This is a genomic window from Nonomuraea sp. NPDC048882, from assembly GCF_040649755.1.
Taxonomy (GTDB): domain Bacteria; phylum Actinomycetota; class Actinomycetes; order Streptosporangiales; family Streptosporangiaceae; genus Nonomuraea; species Nonomuraea maheshkhaliensis.
In genome coordinates this window covers 46,179-60,925 of sequence record NZ_JBEZGB010000022.1, presented here as the reverse complement: position 1 = coordinate 60,925, position 14,747 = coordinate 46,179, and the positions used below count along the sequence as shown (strand labels likewise).

The window sequence follows — 14,747 nt, the reverse complement described above, 5'->3', positions numbered from 1 at the left end:
TGTGAAACCCGCACGTCTCCTGGGCGTCGTCGCCCTGCTCGTCCTGGCCGGCTGCTCGCAGGGCGCACCCGCCGCCTCCGCCCCGTCCGTGTCCGCGCCCGCCTCTACCTCCGCTGCCGCTCCCTCCGTCTCCCCGCCCGCGAAGTTCGCCGGCGGGAACGTCAGGATCGCCCTGGTACGGCAGCTCTCGTCGGGCGACTACTTCGAGCAGTGGCTGGCCGGCGCGCAGGCGGAGGCCAAGGCGCTCAACGTGCGGCTCGACGTCTCCAGCGGCGACGGCAACAACGACAAGCAGGCGCTGAACCTGGAGCAGGCGGTCACGGCGAAGTCCGACGCGATCATCGTGGACCACGGATTCGCCCAGACCCTGCAGCCCGCCGTCAAGAAGGCGGTGGCGGCGAAGATCCCGCTCGTCGCGTTCGACGTCGACCCCGGATCCCCGCAGGCCGTGGCCCTGACGCAGGACGACCACCAGATCGCCGAGCAGGCGCTGGGCGCGCTGAAGGCCGGCACCGGCGGCTCCGGCGAGGTCCTCTACGTCTACGTCGCCGGCTTCGCCCCGCTGGACCGGCGCAACGAGACCTGGGAGCAGTTCAAGAAGGACAATCCCGGCATCAAGCAGGTGGCCAGGATCGGCGTGGTCAACAGCTCCACCGCCTCGGCGGTCGCCGACCAGGCCAAGGCCGCGCTGCAGGCCAACCCGGGGATCAAGGCGATCTTCGCGCCGTACGACGAGTTCGCCAAGGGCGCCGCGCTGGCCGTCAAGGAGCTCGGCCTGGCGGACCGGATCAAGATCTACGGCGCGGACGTCTCCACCGCCGACATCGGCGTCATGACCGAGCCGGGCAGCCCGTGGGTGGCCACCTCGGCCACCGACCCGGCCAACGTCGGCCGCGTCGCGGTCCGCGCCGCCGTCCTGCTCGTCGCGGGGGAGGACGTCGATCACGCGCTCTCCGTCCCGCCGTCCCTCATCACCCAGCAGGGCCTGCGGGACGCCGGGATCACCAGCGTGGAGCAGCTCACGCGGGCCTTCCCCGCGCTCACGACCCCCGACGTGGCACGTGTGCCCTGGGCGGCGTCGTGACCTTCGCGGTCACGTCCGTCTCCAAGGTGTACGGCGCCACGAAGGCGCTGTCGTCGATCACGCTGGAGCTGCGGCCGGGGGAGATCCTCGGACTCATCGGTACGAACGGTGCCGGGAAGTCCACCCTCATCAAGATCCTTTCCGGGGCCACACCCCCGACGTCGGGGACGCTGTCCTACGAGGGACGGCCCCTGACCTTCGCAGGACCGCTCGACGCGCAGGCCGCCGGGGTGCAGACCGTGCACCAGAACATCGACGACGGAGTGATCCCGGGCGCGAGCGTGGCGGAGAACCTGACCCTGGACGCGCGGGCCGGCGGCGGCTGGTTCCTGACCCGCGCGCGAGTACGCGCCGCCGCGTCCACGCTGGCGCCCGGTCTGGGGCTGCCGCTGGACGCCCCGGTGGAGAGCCTGCCCGCCAGCGCCAGGCAGCAGATCGTCATCGCCCGCGCCCTGGCCCGCCGGGCGCGCCTGCTGATCCTGGACGAGCCGACCTCGACGCTGTCGGAGGTGGAGGCCGCGGCGCTCGCCGTCCGGGTGAGGGAGACGGCGGCGAGGGGGGTGTCGGTGCTGTACGTGTCGCACCGGCTGCCGGAGATCGAGGCGCTGTGCGATCGGGTGGCGGTGCTGCGGAACGGCGAACTGGCCGCGCTGTTCCCTGCACCCGTGTCCCGCGAGTCGATCGTGACCGCCATGCTCGGCTCGCCCCAGGCGACGACCACCCCGCCCGCCGCAGCCACCCCGCCCGCCGCAGCCACCTCGGCCGCCGGAGCCGGCCCGGCCGCAGCGGGCCCGGCCGTGGGGCGGGAGGTGCTGGTCGCCGAGGGGGTGCGGGCCGTTCCCCGGGGGCGGCCGTTCACGCTGCGGGTGCGCGCCGGCGAGGTGCTGGGAGTGACCGGGCTGGTCGGAGCCGGGAAGAGCGAGCTGCTCGAACAGCTCGGCGGCGCCCGGCCGCTGGTGTCGGGGCGGTTGCTGCTCGACGGGGAGCCGTACCGGCCGAAGGACCCGCGTGCGGCCATCGGCAGCGGGGTGGCGTTCGCGCCCGAGGAGCGGGCGGCGCAGGCCATCGTGCCGGGCTGGTCCGTACGGGCGCACGTCACCCTGCCCTGGCTGCGTCGGCACAGCCGGTCCTGGTTGCTGGTCCGGCGGTCGGAGACGGCCGCCGCCCGGCACGTCATCGACCTGTTCGGCGTACGCGGCCCCGGACCTGACGCGCCCATCGAGGCGTTGTCCGGCGGCAACCAGCAGAAGGTGGTGGTGGGCCGCTGGCTGGCGGGCGAGCCGCGGCTGCTGCTGCTCGACGAGCCCTACCGCGGCGTGGACGTGGCCGCCAGGGCGGACATCGGCCGCGTCGTGCGCGAGCGTGCCGGGGAGTCGGCCGTCGTCGTCGCCACCTCAGACCCGCAGGAGCTGTACGGCCTGGCCGATCGGGTCCTCGTCCTGTTCGAGGGCTCCGTCGTCGGCGAGCTGCCGATCGAACAGGCCACCCCGGAACGCCTGGCCACCCTCATGTCGGGCACGCCGCCCGCACCCGGGCGACCGTCTGTGTCCGGCACGCCACCCATGTCCGGCGCGACGTCCACCGACACGCCCTCCGCGTCCGGCGCCCGCGAGGAACCGGTCGCGGCCCCCGCGCCCGGGCAACCGTCCCGCTCACCTCAAGGAGGCAGCGCATGACCGTCACCGACGCGAATCCCGTCGCCGCCACGGCCTCCCGGCGGGCCGCATCCAGGGCCGCCGCCGTCGCCTACCGGTACGGGCTGCTCGGCGTGCTGGCCGTCATGCTCGTCGTGTTCGCCCTGCTCCGCCCCGCCTTCGCCACCTACCCCAACGCCCTGATCGTGCTGCAGTCCGTCGCCGTGGTCGGGATCGTCGCGCTCGGCGTCACCGTCTCCATGACGACCGGCGGCTTCGACCTGTCGGCCGGCGCCTGCGTCGGCGCCGTCGTCATGGTGACCGCCCTGACCATGGTCAGGTTCAACCTCACCGGCGCCACGGCCGTGCTGGCCGGCCTGCTCACAGGCCTGCTCGTGGCCGCCGTCAACGTGCTGCTCGCCGTCGTCGCCAAGGTGCCCGACCTGGTCGCCACCCTCGGGACGCTCTTCCTCTTCCAGGGCCTGGCGCTGATCGTCACGGGCGGACAGTCGGTCGCCCCCGGCATGACCGTGGACGGCGCGCCCGCCCCCGGCCGCTACACCGAGGGGTTCGCCTGGCTGGGCGGCGGCACGATCGCCTCGGTGCCGGTTCCGGTCGTGGTGTTCGCGCTGCTCGCGGCCCTCGTGTACGTGCTGCTCAACCACACCCGCTGGGGCCGGGCCCTGTACGCGATCGGTGGCAACCCCGAGGCCGCGCGCCTGGCGGGGATCCGCGTCGCCCGCTACCGAGCGCTGGCCTACGCCGTGTCGGGGGTGTGCGCGGCCGTGGCCGGGATCCTGCTGTCGGCCAGGCTCGGCCGCGGCGACGTGGGCGCGGGGGACCCGTACCTGCTGCAGTCCGTGGCGGCGGCGCTGATCGGGTTCGCGGTGCTCGGCGCCAACCGGCCCAACGCGCTGGGGACCGTGGTGGGCGCGCTGTTCATCGGCGTCGTGATCAACGGGCTGACCATGCTGAACGCCCCCTACTACGCCCAGACCTTCGTCCAGGGCGCGCTGCTGGCCGGCGCGCTGGTGACCAGTTACACGCTCAGGAGGATCAGATGAGCTACGAGCTCCTCACGGCCGGCACCGTCGCCGGCTACGTCGCGGCGCGGCCGGCGCTGGCCCGTTTCGGCGCGGTGTCGCGGGTGCGCGAGGTGGGCGACGGCAACATGAACCGGGTGTTCGCGGCCGTGGCCGAGCGTGGCGGGCTGGTGCTCAAGCAGGCGCTCCCGTACGTCCGCGTCGATCCCACCTGGCCCATCACCCCTGAACGCAACGGCATCGAGGGCCGGGCGCTGCGCGTGCACAACCGGGTCGCGCCCGGCCTGGTGCCGCGGATCTACGACGACGACCCCGACCGGCACGTCATCGCCATCGAGGACCTGTCGGACCACCGGGTCTGGCGCGGCGCGCTCAACGAGGGGCTGCGTCACGACGGCGTGGCCGCCGACCTCGGGCGCTACGTGGCGCAGGTCGCGTTCGGCACCTCGGTGTTCGGCCTGGGCGCGAAGGAGCACAAGGCGGCGCTGGCCGGCGCCGCCAACCCCGAGCTGTGCGAGATCACCGAGGACCTGGTCTTCACCGAGCCGTACCTCACCCATCCGCACAACCGGATCCTGCCCGCGAACGAGGCGGACGTGGCGGCGTACGCGAACGACCCGGACGTGCGGGCCGCGATCGGCGCGGCCAAGCTCGTGTTCCTCACCCACGCCGAGGCGCTGATCCACGGCGACCTGCACACCGGCTCCGTGCTCGTCCGGGACGGCTCCGCGCGGGCGTTCGACGTCGAGTTCGCCTTCTACGGCCCGGTCGGCTTCGACATCGGGGCGCTGTGGGGCAACTACGTGCTGGCCGCCGCCCGCGCCGTCGTCCTGGGCGACGACGCGCACGCCGCGTGGGTGCTGGCTCAGGCGGAGGAGACCTGGCGGGGCTTCGCCGAGGAGTTCGCCCGGCTGTGGCCGGGCCGGGCCGACCCGCGCATCATCGACCTCGGCACCTACCTGGCCAAGGTGTACGCGGACGCGGTGCCGTTCGCCGCGGCCAAGGCGGCCAGGCGCGTCATCGGCTTCTCCGCGGTCAGCGACATCGAGTCCCTGCCCGAAGACCAGCGCGTGCGCGCCATCCGCGCCGTGCTGGCCGCGGCCGGGCTGCTGCTGACCGCGCCGGGGCCTCGGGGCGAGCCGAAACCGCTGTTCGAGCGGGTGGGGCAGGTGCTGGCGGAGACGAGCCGATGAGCGCTGATCTCGGCGCGGAGGACTTCGACCGCCTCATCGAGGCGGCCAGGCACGCCGTGGACGCGGCCAGGGCCGTGCCGCCCGACCCGGTCACGGTCGCGTACGAGGCCAAGGAGCGCGACGGCCTGGTCCGCGCGACCGCGGTCGTGTCCGAGCACGGCGTCCACCTACGCTCGCTCGACCTGAACCCCCGGGCCAGGCGGCTGGAGTCGGCCGAGCTGTCCGCACTGATCCTGCGCACCGTGAACGAGGCGATCGAGGGCGCGACCGGCGAGGCGCGGGCCGGCTCGGCCGCCGATCTGGACGCGCTCTCGGCGGAGCTGCGTGAGCTGCAGGACTTCTCCGCCGACCGGTTCGGCCAGTTCGCCGGCACCATCACCGACCTGCTCAGGCAACTCGAAAGGCGGATCGACGGATGATCGGATCGGAAATTCGCGCGACCGTGCTGCACAACGCGGGCACGGACCTGGGCGGCGTCGCAGGGGACGTGAGCGGCGCGCTCGACGACCTGCTCGCCGCCGTCTCCGCCGAGGGGACGATCCCCCGCAACGACGACATCAGCGCCATGATCGCCGCCGCGTACGAGACGATCCACGAGCTCGCGGCCGGCTCGATCGCCTCCGCCGTCACGGCGCTGGGCGGGCACGGCGAAGGGCTCGCCTCCATGGCGGCCTCGTACCGGAGCGCCGAAGCGGACACCGCCGCCGCGATCAGGGCGGCCACGCCATGGGCCTGACCCTGCCCTTACCGCTGTCCGCCCTGCTCAACGAGCTCGGCTACCTCTGGCCTGAGGTGGACGAGGAGTCGCTGCACCGGCTGGCCACCGCCTGGGCCGGGTTCGGCGGCCGGCTCGCCGGCAGCACCGGACGGGCCGACGGCGTCGCCGAGGCCGTTCGGCGCGGCAACGCGGGAGAGGCCGTGGAAGCGTTCCTGACCACCTGGAACGGGGAGGAGGCGCCGCGCACGGCCGTCGCGGAAGGCGTGACCGGCGCGCGGGTCGTCGCCGTCTGCCTGGTGATCTGCGCCGCGCTGGTACTCGCGCTGAAGATCGCCCTGTTCGTGCAGCTCGTCGCGCTGCTGGTCAGGATCCGGCTCGCGGTCGCGGCGGCGCCGGTCACGTCGGGCGGCTCGCTGCTCGCGATCCCGGCGTTCAAGCAGCTCACGGGAGCACTGATGAACCTGTCGACGAACCAGGCATCGCGGGTGCTGGTTGCGTAGGGTGCCTCCGGGCGCGGCCGGGTTCATCACCCGCCGGGCCGCCAGGTTCTTCCGCGGCGCCAGGCCCGTCCCGCTCGGCGGCCTCGTCAGGGACGCCCGGCGCAGCGGCGGCTTCTCCTGGTCCCCGGCCACCGGCCGGCCCCCGGCCAGGGGGTACATGGTGGCCACGACCGGTCGTACGGCCCAGTTCCCCGAGAGCATCCTGGACGATCCGGACGTCGCGGCCCGAGCCATCGACCGTTACCTCCGCGACAACAGGGACGTCTTCGAGAACCGGAAGAACATCTACCTCGGCTGCTGGATCGAGGACGGGAAGGTGTGGCTCGAACCGTCGATGAACATCCCCCGCAGGAAGACGGCGATCAAGCTGGCCAGGGAGACCGACCAGATCGCCGTCTACGATGTGAGGACCCGCGAATACATCGGGACGGGAGGCGCCGGTGGCTTTCTTGAGGAGGCGTAAGATCCGCGCCGCGCTGCCGGACGGCTACTTCGACCTGCCGGAGGAGGAGCGCCTGGCCTGGGCGAAGGGCGTGGCGGAGGAGTTGAAGAAGGAGCGGGACGCCGCTCAGGACGAGGCGGGGGACGAGTGACCTCGCCCCCTCAGGACGAGCCGCCCTGCCACCCCTAGGACGACCCGCCCCCTCGGCCAGGCCGTTCTGTCAGGCGGTGGCCAGCGCGTACGCCAGGAGCCATTCCACGCACTCGGTGACATGCCGGGCATGCTTGAGATCCGTGCCCCAGGCGTACAAACCGTGGTCGGCCACGATGACGGCGGGCGTGCGCGGGTCGTAGGCCGCCTCGAACCAGTCGCCCAGCTCACCCATGTCCTGGCTGTTGCGGATCACCGGCACGGTGACCTCGTCGTCGTGGGCCAGCCGGCCGATGCCCTTGAGCGTCTCCACGTCCCGCAGCAGCACCCCGCCCGGCCAGCGCCGCCCGGCCACGACCGCGTTGAGCGCGTGCACGTGCACGACCGCGTCCGCGCCGGTCAGCGCCGCCACCCGGGCGTGCAGCCCGGCCTCGGCCGACGGCCGCAGCGGCTCGACCCCCTCCACGGCGACGGACTCGCCGCGCGGCCCCACCACGGCCACGTCGGCGGCCCGCAGTTCGCCCTTGTCCAGGCCGCTGGCGGTGACGGCCAGGCGGAGCGGTTCGCGGGAGACCACCTCCGAGATGTTGCCCGAGGTGCCGCGCATCCATCCGTACCCGGTGAAACGCGCCGCTTCGACCGCCAGCCGGCCCCCGGCCTCGTACACCTGCTCGGGCGTGAGCGCGATCTCGATGCTGCTGCTCATGGACGGATCTCCTCGAAGGTCGTGACGATGGGGTGGGCGCCGAAGGGCACGGCCGCGTTCGGCTCGCCGGGGCGCCGGACCCCGGTGGTGCGCCAGCCCACCGCCGCGGCGGCGTCCAGCTCGGCCGGGACGTCCGACAGGAACAGCGGCTCCGACGGCTCGCCGAGACCGAGCGCCGCCGCGATGCGCTCGTACGAGCCCGGCTCCCGCTTCGGCCCCGCGTTGACGGTGTCGAACCAGCCGGAGACCAGCACCGACAGGTCCCCGTCCGCGGCGTGCCGGAACCACGGCCGCTGGCTGGACACCGAACCAGAGGAGAAGACCGCCAGCCGGTGCCCCGCCGCGTGCCAGGCGCGCAGCGCGGGCGGCACGTCGGCGAAGAAGTGCGCGGTCAGCTCGCCGGCCGCAAAGCCCTCCGCCCAGATCCGGCCCTGCAGCGTCTTCAGCGGGGTGGCCTTGACGTCGCCGTCCATCCACCCGTGCAGCACCTTGACCGCCTCGGCGGTGCCGTCCGCGCCGATCTCGGCCAGGACCGCGCGCACCTCGGGGTCGTCGCGGTGCGCGTCGAGGTACGGGCCCAGCCGGGGCCGGGCGTAGGCGTACAGGCCGACGTGCACGGACTCCGTCGAGCTGGTCGTCCCCTCGATGTCGAGCACGATGGTGGTCATCGGGTCAATACCTCCACGAAGTCGGTCACGAACCTGGGCGCGTCCACGGCGGTGATCACCCGCGTGGGCGGCGCGGAGTCGTACGGGAAGGACGGCGGCAGCCCGTCGTGCGTGCGCATCAGCCTGGCCCGCCACAGGAAGCCGTCGCCGCGCACGTTGACCGGCCCGTCCGTCCAGGCGGTCGCGAACGAGCGGTCCAGCAGCACGCCCGCGGCCAGCGGGTCGTGCAGCGGGATGATCCGGCGGCCCCACTCGTTCTGGTAGAAGTCCAGGTACGCGTCCAGGATCTCGGTCGCGAACCGGGCCACCGGCGTCGCGCGGGCCCGCAGGGCGGCGATGGCGCGTTCGTCCAGAATGGTGCCGGCCGTCACGTTCACGCCCACCATGACCAGCTCGCGGCGCGGCGCCGCGAACACCGCCCGCGCCGCCTCAGGGTCGTTGTTGACGTTGGCGTCGATCATCAGCAGCGTGCCCGGCGGGGCGTAGGGGCCGGAGCCGCCCATCAGGACGACCGAGCGGTACCTGGTGAGCAGCTCGGGGTCCAGTCGCAGGGCCAGCGCCAGGTTGGTGAGCGGGCCGAGTGCGAGCAGGTCGAGCTCGCCGGGCTGCTCGTGCGCCAGCCGTACCAGCAGCTCGGGCCCCGACTCCGCGGCCACCGGCGGCAGCGGGCGGTCGCGGCCGAGGTCGCCCAGGCCGTCCTTGCCGTGCACGTGCCGGGCGATGTGCGGCTCGCCGCGCAGCGGCTCGGCCGCGCCCCTGGCCACGGGGACGTCCAGGCCGAGCAGGCCGTTCACGTGGCCGATGTTGCGGGTGGCGTCCTCCTCGGTGCAGTTGCCGTACACCGAGGTGATCGCCACGATCTCGGCATCAGGCCGCCCCGCCAGATACAGCAGGGTATGGGCGTCGTCGATGCCGGTGTCGGTGTCGACCACGACGCGTCTCACAGGCTCTCCTTCACATGGTCGGGCTGGAAGACCCCGCGCTCGGTCACGATGCGGGTCACCAGGTGGGGCGGGGTGACGTCGAAGGCCGGGTAGTAGCCCTCCACGCCGTCGGCGGCGGTGCGGCGGCCGAGCATGTGCAGCACCTCGTCGCCGTCGCGCCGCTCGATCACCACATCGGCGGCGGTCGGCGCCTGCGGGTCGGGCGCGTCGACCAGCGCGTAGAACGGCACGCCGAACGCGTTCGCAGCCAGCGCGACGCCGAGCGTGCCGACCTTGTTGATCACATGGCCGTCCAGCGTCACCCGGTCGGCGGCGGTCAGCGCGACGTCGGCCAGGCCGTCCGCCAGCGCGGCGGCGACCATGCCGTCCGTGATGAGCGTCGGCCGGTAGCCCATCTCGACCAGGGTGGCCGCGGTCAGCCTGGCCCCCTGGAGGTACGGCCGGGTCTCGGTGCAGACGAACTCCAGCCGTCTGCCCGCCTGCTGGGCCGCGCGTACGGTGCCGATGAGGTAGGCGTCGGCCCAGCAGTGGGTGAGCACACGGGCGCCGTCGGGGAGCAGCGAGGCGGCGTGGCCGCCGAGGGCCGCGCTGCGGGCCCGATAGGCGTCGTCATGCGCCTTCGCCGCCGCCGCGACCGCCGCGACCAGCTCGTCCCCGGCCCGTTCGACCCCACCTGGATACGTCGCGGACAGGACCGCGTGCACGGCGTCCCTGATGTGGTTGTTCGTCGGCCGGGTCGCGACCAGGCGCGCACCTGCGGCGCGCAGCCGCTCGGCGGCCCGCTCCGGCGGCTCGTTCCTGGCCTCGCGGGCCGCGAGCACCATCCCCGCCGTCGCCGCGAACAGCGGCCCCGAGCTCTGCGTCACCATCCGCTCGATGGCGAGGGCCACGTCCTCGCTGGTCGCGCAGCGTACCCAGCGCACCTCGAACGGATAGACGCGGCGATCGAGGATCTCCACGGCATCCCCCGCGAACCGCACGGAATCCGCCAGTACGGGACCGGTCATGCCAGTGCCTCCCTCCGTCGTGCCGCTGCCACCACGACGAGGGCCAGCAGCGTGATCAGGTACGGTGCCGCGTCGGCGGCCTGCTGCGGAAGACCGAGCCCCTGCAGCCGGAACCCCAGCGCCTCCGCGGCCCCGAACAGCAGGCAGGCCCCCAGGCCCAGCCACGGCCGGGACCCGGCGAGCATGACCGCGACCACGGCCACCCACCCGCGCCCCGCGCTCATCCCCTCGCTGAACAGCGTCACGTTGCCCAGCGCGAGCTGCGCCCCGCCGAGCCCGCACAGCGCGCCGGCGCCCAGCACGGCCGCGTGCCGGTAGAGCGGCACCCGCAGCCCGATCGACTCGGCCGCCTCCGCGTGCTGCCCGATCCCGCGCAGCCGCAGCCCGGACCGGGTCCGGCCGAGCCACCAGGCCATCGCGGCCACCAGCAGGAACGCCACCGGCACCAGCGGCGACTGCGGCCCCGCCACGGGCACGTCGAGCCCGAGCGCCGCCAGGGCTGGCAGCCCGGCGAGGTCGGGGGAGCTGAACGTGCCGCCGCTGCCGAAGATCTGCCGCATGAGGAACGCGGTCAGGCCGAGGGCCAGCAGGTTCGTGCCGACGGCCACCACGACCGGGTCGGCGCGGAAGGTCACCGCGGGGACCGACAGCAGCAGGGCGTACAGGGTGGTGCACAGCACCGCGCCCGCCACGCCCAGCCAGGCGCTGCCCGTCAGCTGGCTGAACAGCACCGCCGTGAACGCGCCCCATAGCAGCTGGCCCTCCAGCGCCATGTTGAAGACGCCCGACACCGAGCAGAGCAGCCCGCCCAGGGCCGCCAGGACCACGGGCGCGGTGGCGGTCAGCACCGCCGCGAGGAATGTCGTCACGCCCGCCTCCTCGACGACCGGGCCCGCGCCACCGTCGCCACCGCGACGATCACGATGATCAGGCCCTGCACGATCTGGGTGAGCTGGCTCGGCACCCCGGCCTCCCGCTCCATGCCCTGGCCGCCGGCCTGAAGGATGGTCAGCAGCGCCACCGCCGCGGGGACCGCCAGGGGGCGCCCCGCCGCCAGCAGCACCGCCGCGATGGCGGTGAACGTGTAGCCGGGCGCGGTCAGCGCGCCGTCCACGAACCGGTAGGGGGCGCCCAGCACGATCAGGCCGCCCACCAGGCCGCCGACCGCGCCGCCCGCCGCCAGGGTCAGCGACGCCAGGCGGTTCACCCGGACGCCGCCGTACCGGGCGAACTCGCGGTTGGCGCCGAGCGCGCGGATCTCGTACCCGGGGACCGTGCGGGCGTCGGCGAGCAGCCACAGCACCGTCAGGACGGCCACCAGAGGCAGCCCGATCGTCAGGTACGCGCTGCCGCCGAGCGACGGCAGGCGGGCCGCGTCCGGCAGGAGCGGCGTCTGCGCCAGCCCCGTGCCCTGCTCGGCCAGGGGGAAGCGGGCCAGGTAGGAGGCCAGCGACACCGCGGGCGCGCTCAGCAGCAGCGTGCTGACGATGGCGGGGACGCCGAGCCGTGCGCGCAGCAGCGCGGACAGGGCGGCGAGCAGCGCGCCCGCCAGCACCGCGCCTGCCAGCGGGACGACGAACGAGCCCGCGCCGCCCAGCCACAGCGCCACCGCGGCGGCCGTGATGCCGCCGAGCGCGAGCTGCCCGTCGCCGCCCAGGTTGAACTCGCCCGCCCGGAGCGGGATCGCGAACGCCACGGCCATGCCGAGGGTGGGGACGTAGGCGGCCAGGGTGTATTCGAAGTTGCCGTCCATGAGCGCGCCGCGCAGGAGCGCCGGGTAGGCGAGGGCCGGATCGACGCCGACGGCCAGCATGACGAGCGTGGTCAGCACCAGCGCGCCGGCCAGCGACACGACGGCGGGCGCGGCGGCGAGCCGCCGCCCGAGTACGCGGGCGCGCCCGGCGATGAGCGGCTCTTCCGGCCTGCGGAGCCGGCCGTCGGGCTCGTGGGCGTCGGACTGGACGAGCGGGTCGTTCGGCGTGGGGGAGGTCATCCGGTGCCCTCCCCGGCCGGTTCCCGTACGTCCGTCGTCGCGCCGGTCATCGCGGCGCCGAGCCGTTCGTCGGTGGCCCGTGCCACGGGGAGGCTCGCGTTCAGGCGGCCTTCGAACATGACCAGGACCCGATCGGCGAGCGCCCGCAGCTCGGACAGCTCGCTGGACAGCAGCAGCACCGCCCGTCCCGTGTCGCGGGCCTCGGCGAGCAGGGCGTGGATCTGCTCCTGGGCGCCCACGTCCACGCCCTGGGTGGGCTCCTCCACCACCAGCACGGGCGTGTCCCTGGACAGCTCCCTGGCCAGCACCGCCTTCTGGGCGTTGCCGCCGGACAACTGCGCGATCGGCGCCCGTACGGAGGCCGCCCTGATCGAGAACCGCTCCACCAGGGTGGCCGCGCGGCGGCGGACGCCGGCCGGGTCGAGGAGGAAGCCGAGCTGGTCGCCCATCAGCAGGTTGTCGGCCAGCGACAGGTCAGGAGCGGTGGCACGGCCCGCGCGGTCGCCGGGGACGTAGGCCACCCGCCGGTCCCTGGAGCCGCCCACGGGCCGCCCGTCGAGGAGGACCGTACCGGAATGAGGGCGCCGGAGGCCGGTCACGGCGTCCACGAGCTCGCGCTGACCACTGCCCGCCACGCCCGCGACGCCGACGATCTCACCGGGCCGCACCCCGAACGACACCCCGCCGACGGCGGCCACGCCGTCCCGGTCACGGACGTACAGATCGCGCACTTCCAGCCGGTACGGGGCAGCAGACTCCGTAACGGGGGCTTCCGTGACGCCGGGTTCTGTGACGGTGGGTGGGGCGGTGGTGAGTGAGCGGCCGATCATCGCGCGGACCAGGTCGTCCGCCGACGTGCCCGCCGTCGCGAACCGTCCCGTCACTCGGCCGCCCCGCAGCACCGTGACCCGGTCCCCGGCGGCCAGCACCTCGTTCAGCTTGTGCGTCACCAGCAGCACCGAGACCCCCTCGCCGGCCAGGTCGCGCACCATCCGGAACAGCCCGGCGGCCTCGCCAGGGGTGAGCACGGCGGTGGGCTCGTCGAGGATCAGCACCTCGGCCTGCCGGTACAGGGCTTTGAGGATCTCCACCCGCTGCCGGGTCCCGACGGGCAGGTCGCCGACGCGGGCTCCGGGGTCCACGCCGAGCCCGTAGCGCTCGGCCAGGTCGGCGACCGAGCGGCGGGCGGCGGCGCGGTCGAGCACGCCACGCCGCAGCGGCTCGGCGCCGATGACCACGTTCTCGGCCACGCTCAGCCCGGGGAACAGCCGGAAGCGCTGGTGGACCATGCCGAGCCCGTGCGCGATGGCGTCGGCGGGGGAGCGCAGCCGCATCCGCTCCCCGGCCCGCAGCACGTGCCCGGAGTCGGGCCGGTGCAGGCCGTACAGGATCGACATGAGGGTGGACTTGCCGGCCCCGTTCTCGCCCACGACGGCGTGCACCTCGCCGCGCGCCACGGCCAGGTCGACGCCGTCGTTGGCGGTCACGGCACCGAAGCGCTTGGTGATGCCGACCAGCTCGACGGCGGGCACGTCGGCCCGGCCCGCTCCGGCGGCGCGGACGTTCATGCCGCCCGGCTCGGTGGAGGGGACGTTCGTGCGGCTCTGCCCGGCAGGAGGGACGCTCATCCGGCCAGCGGGTCGGCGACGGTGACGCGGCCGGCCACGATGTCGTCGCGGACCTGCTTGACCTTGGCGACCACGTCGGCGTCGCCGGCGACCGTGCAGCCGGACGAGGCCAGGTCGTCGCCGAGCGCGCCGACCCCGACGCCGCCCTCCTTGAGCCCGTACACCTTGACGCCGCCCGCCTTGCCGGCCGCGATGTCCTTGATGGCGGCGCTCTCGGCGACGTCCACGTTCTTGAGCACGTTGTCGATCACGTTGCCGGGGCTCTGCGCGCACTGGTTGACGTCCACGCCGAACGCCTTGGCCTTCGCGGCGGCGACGGCCTCGAAGACGCCCTGGTTGCCGGCCGACGCGGCGGCGGCCACGATGTCGGCGCCCTGCCCGATGAGCGTCTGCGCCTGCGACTTCGCCCGCGCCGGGTCGCTGAACGGGTTGTTGCCGCCCACGTAGAGGGGTGTGCCGGCGGCCTCGGGCTTGACCGACTTGGCCCCGGCGAAGAACGGGTCGATCCAGCGGTGCACGAACGGCGAGTCGATCGCCGCCACGACGCCCAGCTTGCCGCTCCCGGTCAGCAGCCCGGCCTCGACGCCCGCGAGGTAGGCGGCCTCATGTTCCTTGAAGGACACGCAGGTCAGGTTGGCCGCCTGCTCCTTGGCGCACGAGTCGACCTGGAGGAACTGCCGGTCCGGATGCTGCTTCGGCACGGTGGCGAACAGGTCGTCGAACGAGAAGCTGACCCCGACGATCACGGTGGGCTTGGCCCTGACGGCGGCGTCGAGGTTCTGGGCGATGCTGGTCGGGTCCTTGCTCTCGTACAGCTTGAAGGAGGCGCCGATCTCCTTCGCCGCCGCCTCCGCGCCCTTGACGCTGAGCTGGAGAAAGCTGTTGGTCCCCACCGGGTTGGGCGTGATGAGGATGACCGACTTGCCGGTGGGGGCGGAGCCGGCCTGCAGGCCGGTCCCGCCGCACGCGGTCAGCGTGAGCACGGCGGTGACCAGGACGACCGCGGGAGGGATGGTGCGCATGCGGATGAGAATAAC

At 74.0% G+C, this 14,747-nt stretch carries 17 protein-coding genes; 9 read left to right on the top strand and 8 right to left on the bottom strand.

The features are described 5' to 3' along the window. Position 1 precedes the first annotated feature (1 nt). From AB0C27_RS47885 to AB0C27_RS47845, 9 genes are read left to right on the top strand one after another with little or no spacing between them, the layout of a single operon-like run. Complete coding sequence (locus AB0C27_RS47885; protein WP_357860080.1) at positions 2–1,084, top strand: sugar ABC transporter substrate-binding protein; 1,083 nt, start codon at positions 2–4, stop codon at positions 1,082–1,084. After that, positions 1,081–2,760, top strand: coding sequence for a sugar ABC transporter ATP-binding protein (locus AB0C27_RS47880; protein ID WP_357860077.1), 1,680 nt, complete (start codon positions 1,081–1,083; stop codon positions 2,758–2,760). Before AB0C27_RS47885 ends, AB0C27_RS47880 begins: the two co-directional genes overlap by 4 nt. After that, positions 2,757–3,782: an ABC transporter permease gene (locus tag AB0C27_RS47875; protein WP_357860074.1), complete on the top strand. Its 1,026-nt coding sequence runs from the start codon at positions 2,757–2,759 to the stop codon at positions 3,780–3,782. Before AB0C27_RS47880 ends, AB0C27_RS47875 begins: the two co-directional genes overlap by 4 nt. Continuing rightward, on the top strand, positions 3,779–4,954 hold the full coding sequence (mtnK, locus tag AB0C27_RS47870) for an S-methyl-5-thioribose kinase (protein ID WP_357860071.1): 1,176 nt from the start codon (positions 3,779–3,781) through the stop codon (positions 4,952–4,954). Before AB0C27_RS47875 ends, mtnK begins: the two co-directional genes overlap by 4 nt. Next, on the top strand, positions 4,951–5,373 hold the full coding sequence (locus AB0C27_RS47865; protein WP_357860068.1) for a hypothetical protein: 423 nt from the start codon (positions 4,951–4,953) through the stop codon (positions 5,371–5,373). The genes mtnK and AB0C27_RS47865 overlap by 4 nt, the downstream gene beginning before the upstream one ends. Next, positions 5,370–5,690 carry a hypothetical protein gene (locus AB0C27_RS47860; protein ID WP_357860066.1) on the top strand — a complete coding sequence of 107 codons (321 nt, stop codon included), beginning with the start codon at positions 5,370–5,372 and terminating at the stop codon, positions 5,688–5,690. The genes AB0C27_RS47865 and AB0C27_RS47860 overlap by 4 nt, the downstream gene beginning before the upstream one ends. Next, positions 5,681–6,172 (top strand): hypothetical protein, encoded by a 492-nt coding sequence (locus AB0C27_RS47855; RefSeq protein WP_357860064.1) that lies wholly within the window; start codon positions 5,681–5,683, stop codon positions 6,170–6,172. Before AB0C27_RS47860 ends, AB0C27_RS47855 begins: the two co-directional genes overlap by 10 nt. Beyond that, on the top strand, positions 6,165–6,635 hold the full coding sequence (locus AB0C27_RS47850) for a hypothetical protein (RefSeq protein ID WP_357860061.1): 471 nt from the start codon (positions 6,165–6,167) through the stop codon (positions 6,633–6,635). The genes AB0C27_RS47855 and AB0C27_RS47850 overlap by 8 nt, the downstream gene beginning before the upstream one ends. Then, a complete protein-coding gene (locus AB0C27_RS47845) occupies positions 6,622–6,765 on the top strand; it encodes a hypothetical protein (RefSeq protein WP_357860058.1) in 144 nt (47 codons plus the stop codon). The genes AB0C27_RS47850 and AB0C27_RS47845 overlap by 14 nt, the downstream gene beginning before the upstream one ends. Positions 6,766–6,834: 69 nt before the next feature. On the opposite strand, the gene mtnB is transcribed toward AB0C27_RS47845, so the two are convergent. From mtnB to AB0C27_RS47805, 8 genes are read right to left on the bottom strand one after another with little or no spacing between them, the layout of a single operon-like run. Beyond that, positions 6,835–7,470 carry a methylthioribulose 1-phosphate dehydratase gene (gene mtnB / locus AB0C27_RS47840; protein WP_357860055.1) on the bottom strand — a complete coding sequence of 212 codons (636 nt, stop codon included), beginning with the start codon at positions 7,468–7,470 and terminating at the stop codon, positions 6,835–6,837. Next, a complete protein-coding gene (gene mtnC / locus AB0C27_RS47835) occupies positions 7,467–8,138 on the bottom strand; it encodes an acireductone synthase (protein WP_357860052.1) in 672 nt (223 codons plus the stop codon). Before mtnC ends, mtnB begins: the two co-directional genes overlap by 4 nt. Next, the gene (locus AB0C27_RS47830; protein WP_357860049.1) at positions 8,135–9,082 is read right to left on the bottom strand and encodes a nucleoside hydrolase; all 948 of its coding nucleotides are present in this window, start codon (positions 9,080–9,082) and stop codon (positions 8,135–8,137) included. Before AB0C27_RS47830 ends, mtnC begins: the two co-directional genes overlap by 4 nt. Then, on the bottom strand, positions 9,079–10,089 hold the full coding sequence (locus AB0C27_RS47825) for a s-methyl-5-thioribose-1-phosphate isomerase (protein ID WP_357860046.1): 1,011 nt from the start codon (positions 10,087–10,089) through the stop codon (positions 9,079–9,081). The genes AB0C27_RS47830 and AB0C27_RS47825 overlap by 4 nt, the downstream gene beginning before the upstream one ends. Then, a complete protein-coding gene (locus AB0C27_RS47820; RefSeq protein ID WP_357860043.1) occupies positions 10,086–10,958 on the bottom strand; it encodes an ABC transporter permease in 873 nt (290 codons plus the stop codon). Before AB0C27_RS47820 ends, AB0C27_RS47825 begins: the two co-directional genes overlap by 4 nt. Continuing rightward, the gene (locus AB0C27_RS47815; RefSeq protein ID WP_357860040.1) at positions 10,955–12,082 is read right to left on the bottom strand and encodes a hypothetical protein; all 1,128 of its coding nucleotides are present in this window, start codon (positions 12,080–12,082) and stop codon (positions 10,955–10,957) included. Before AB0C27_RS47815 ends, AB0C27_RS47820 begins: the two co-directional genes overlap by 4 nt. Further along, positions 12,079–13,710: an ABC transporter ATP-binding protein gene (locus tag AB0C27_RS47810; RefSeq protein ID WP_357860037.1), complete on the bottom strand. Its 1,632-nt coding sequence runs from the start codon at positions 13,708–13,710 to the stop codon at positions 12,079–12,081. The genes AB0C27_RS47815 and AB0C27_RS47810 overlap by 4 nt, the downstream gene beginning before the upstream one ends. Continuing rightward, positions 13,707–14,732 (bottom strand): BMP family ABC transporter substrate-binding protein, encoded by a 1,026-nt coding sequence (locus tag AB0C27_RS47805; RefSeq protein ID WP_357860034.1) that lies wholly within the window; start codon positions 14,730–14,732, stop codon positions 13,707–13,709. The genes AB0C27_RS47810 and AB0C27_RS47805 overlap by 4 nt, the downstream gene beginning before the upstream one ends. Positions 14,733–14,747: the final 15 nt, after the last annotated feature.

Coding starts and splice junctions, on each gene's coding strand:
- AB0C27_RS47875 (WP_357860074.1), top strand. CDS start 2,757: ATGACCGTCACCGACGCGAATCCCGTCGCCGCCACGGCCTCCCGGCGG.
- mtnK (WP_357860071.1), top strand. CDS start 3,779: ATGAGCTACGAGCTCCTCACGGCCGGCACCGTCGCCGGCTACGTCGCG.
- AB0C27_RS47865 (WP_357860068.1), top strand. CDS start 4,951: ATGAGCGCTGATCTCGGCGCGGAGGACTTCGACCGCCTCATCGAGGCG.
- AB0C27_RS47860 (WP_357860066.1), top strand. CDS start 5,370: ATGATCGGATCGGAAATTCGCGCGACCGTGCTGCACAACGCGGGCACG.
- AB0C27_RS47855 (WP_357860064.1), top strand. CDS start 5,681: ATGGGCCTGACCCTGCCCTTACCGCTGTCCGCCCTGCTCAACGAGCTC.
- mtnB (WP_357860055.1), bottom strand. CDS start 7,470: ATGAGCAGCAGCATCGAGATCGCGCTCACGCCCGAGCAGGTGTACGAG.
- mtnC (WP_357860052.1), bottom strand. CDS start 8,138: ATGACCACCATCGTGCTCGACATCGAGGGGACGACCAGCTCGACGGAG.
- AB0C27_RS47825 (WP_357860046.1), bottom strand. CDS start 10,089: ATGACCGGTCCCGTACTGGCGGATTCCGTGCGGTTCGCGGGGGATGCC.
- AB0C27_RS47815 (WP_357860040.1), bottom strand. CDS start 12,082: ATGACCTCCCCCACGCCGAACGACCCGCTCGTCCAGTCCGACGCCCAC.
- AB0C27_RS47810 (WP_357860037.1), bottom strand. CDS start 13,710: ATGAGCGTCCCTCCTGCCGGGCAGAGCCGCACGAACGTCCCCTCCACC.
- AB0C27_RS47805 (WP_357860034.1), bottom strand. CDS start 14,732: ATGCGCACCATCCCTCCCGCGGTCGTCCTGGTCACCGCCGTGCTCACG.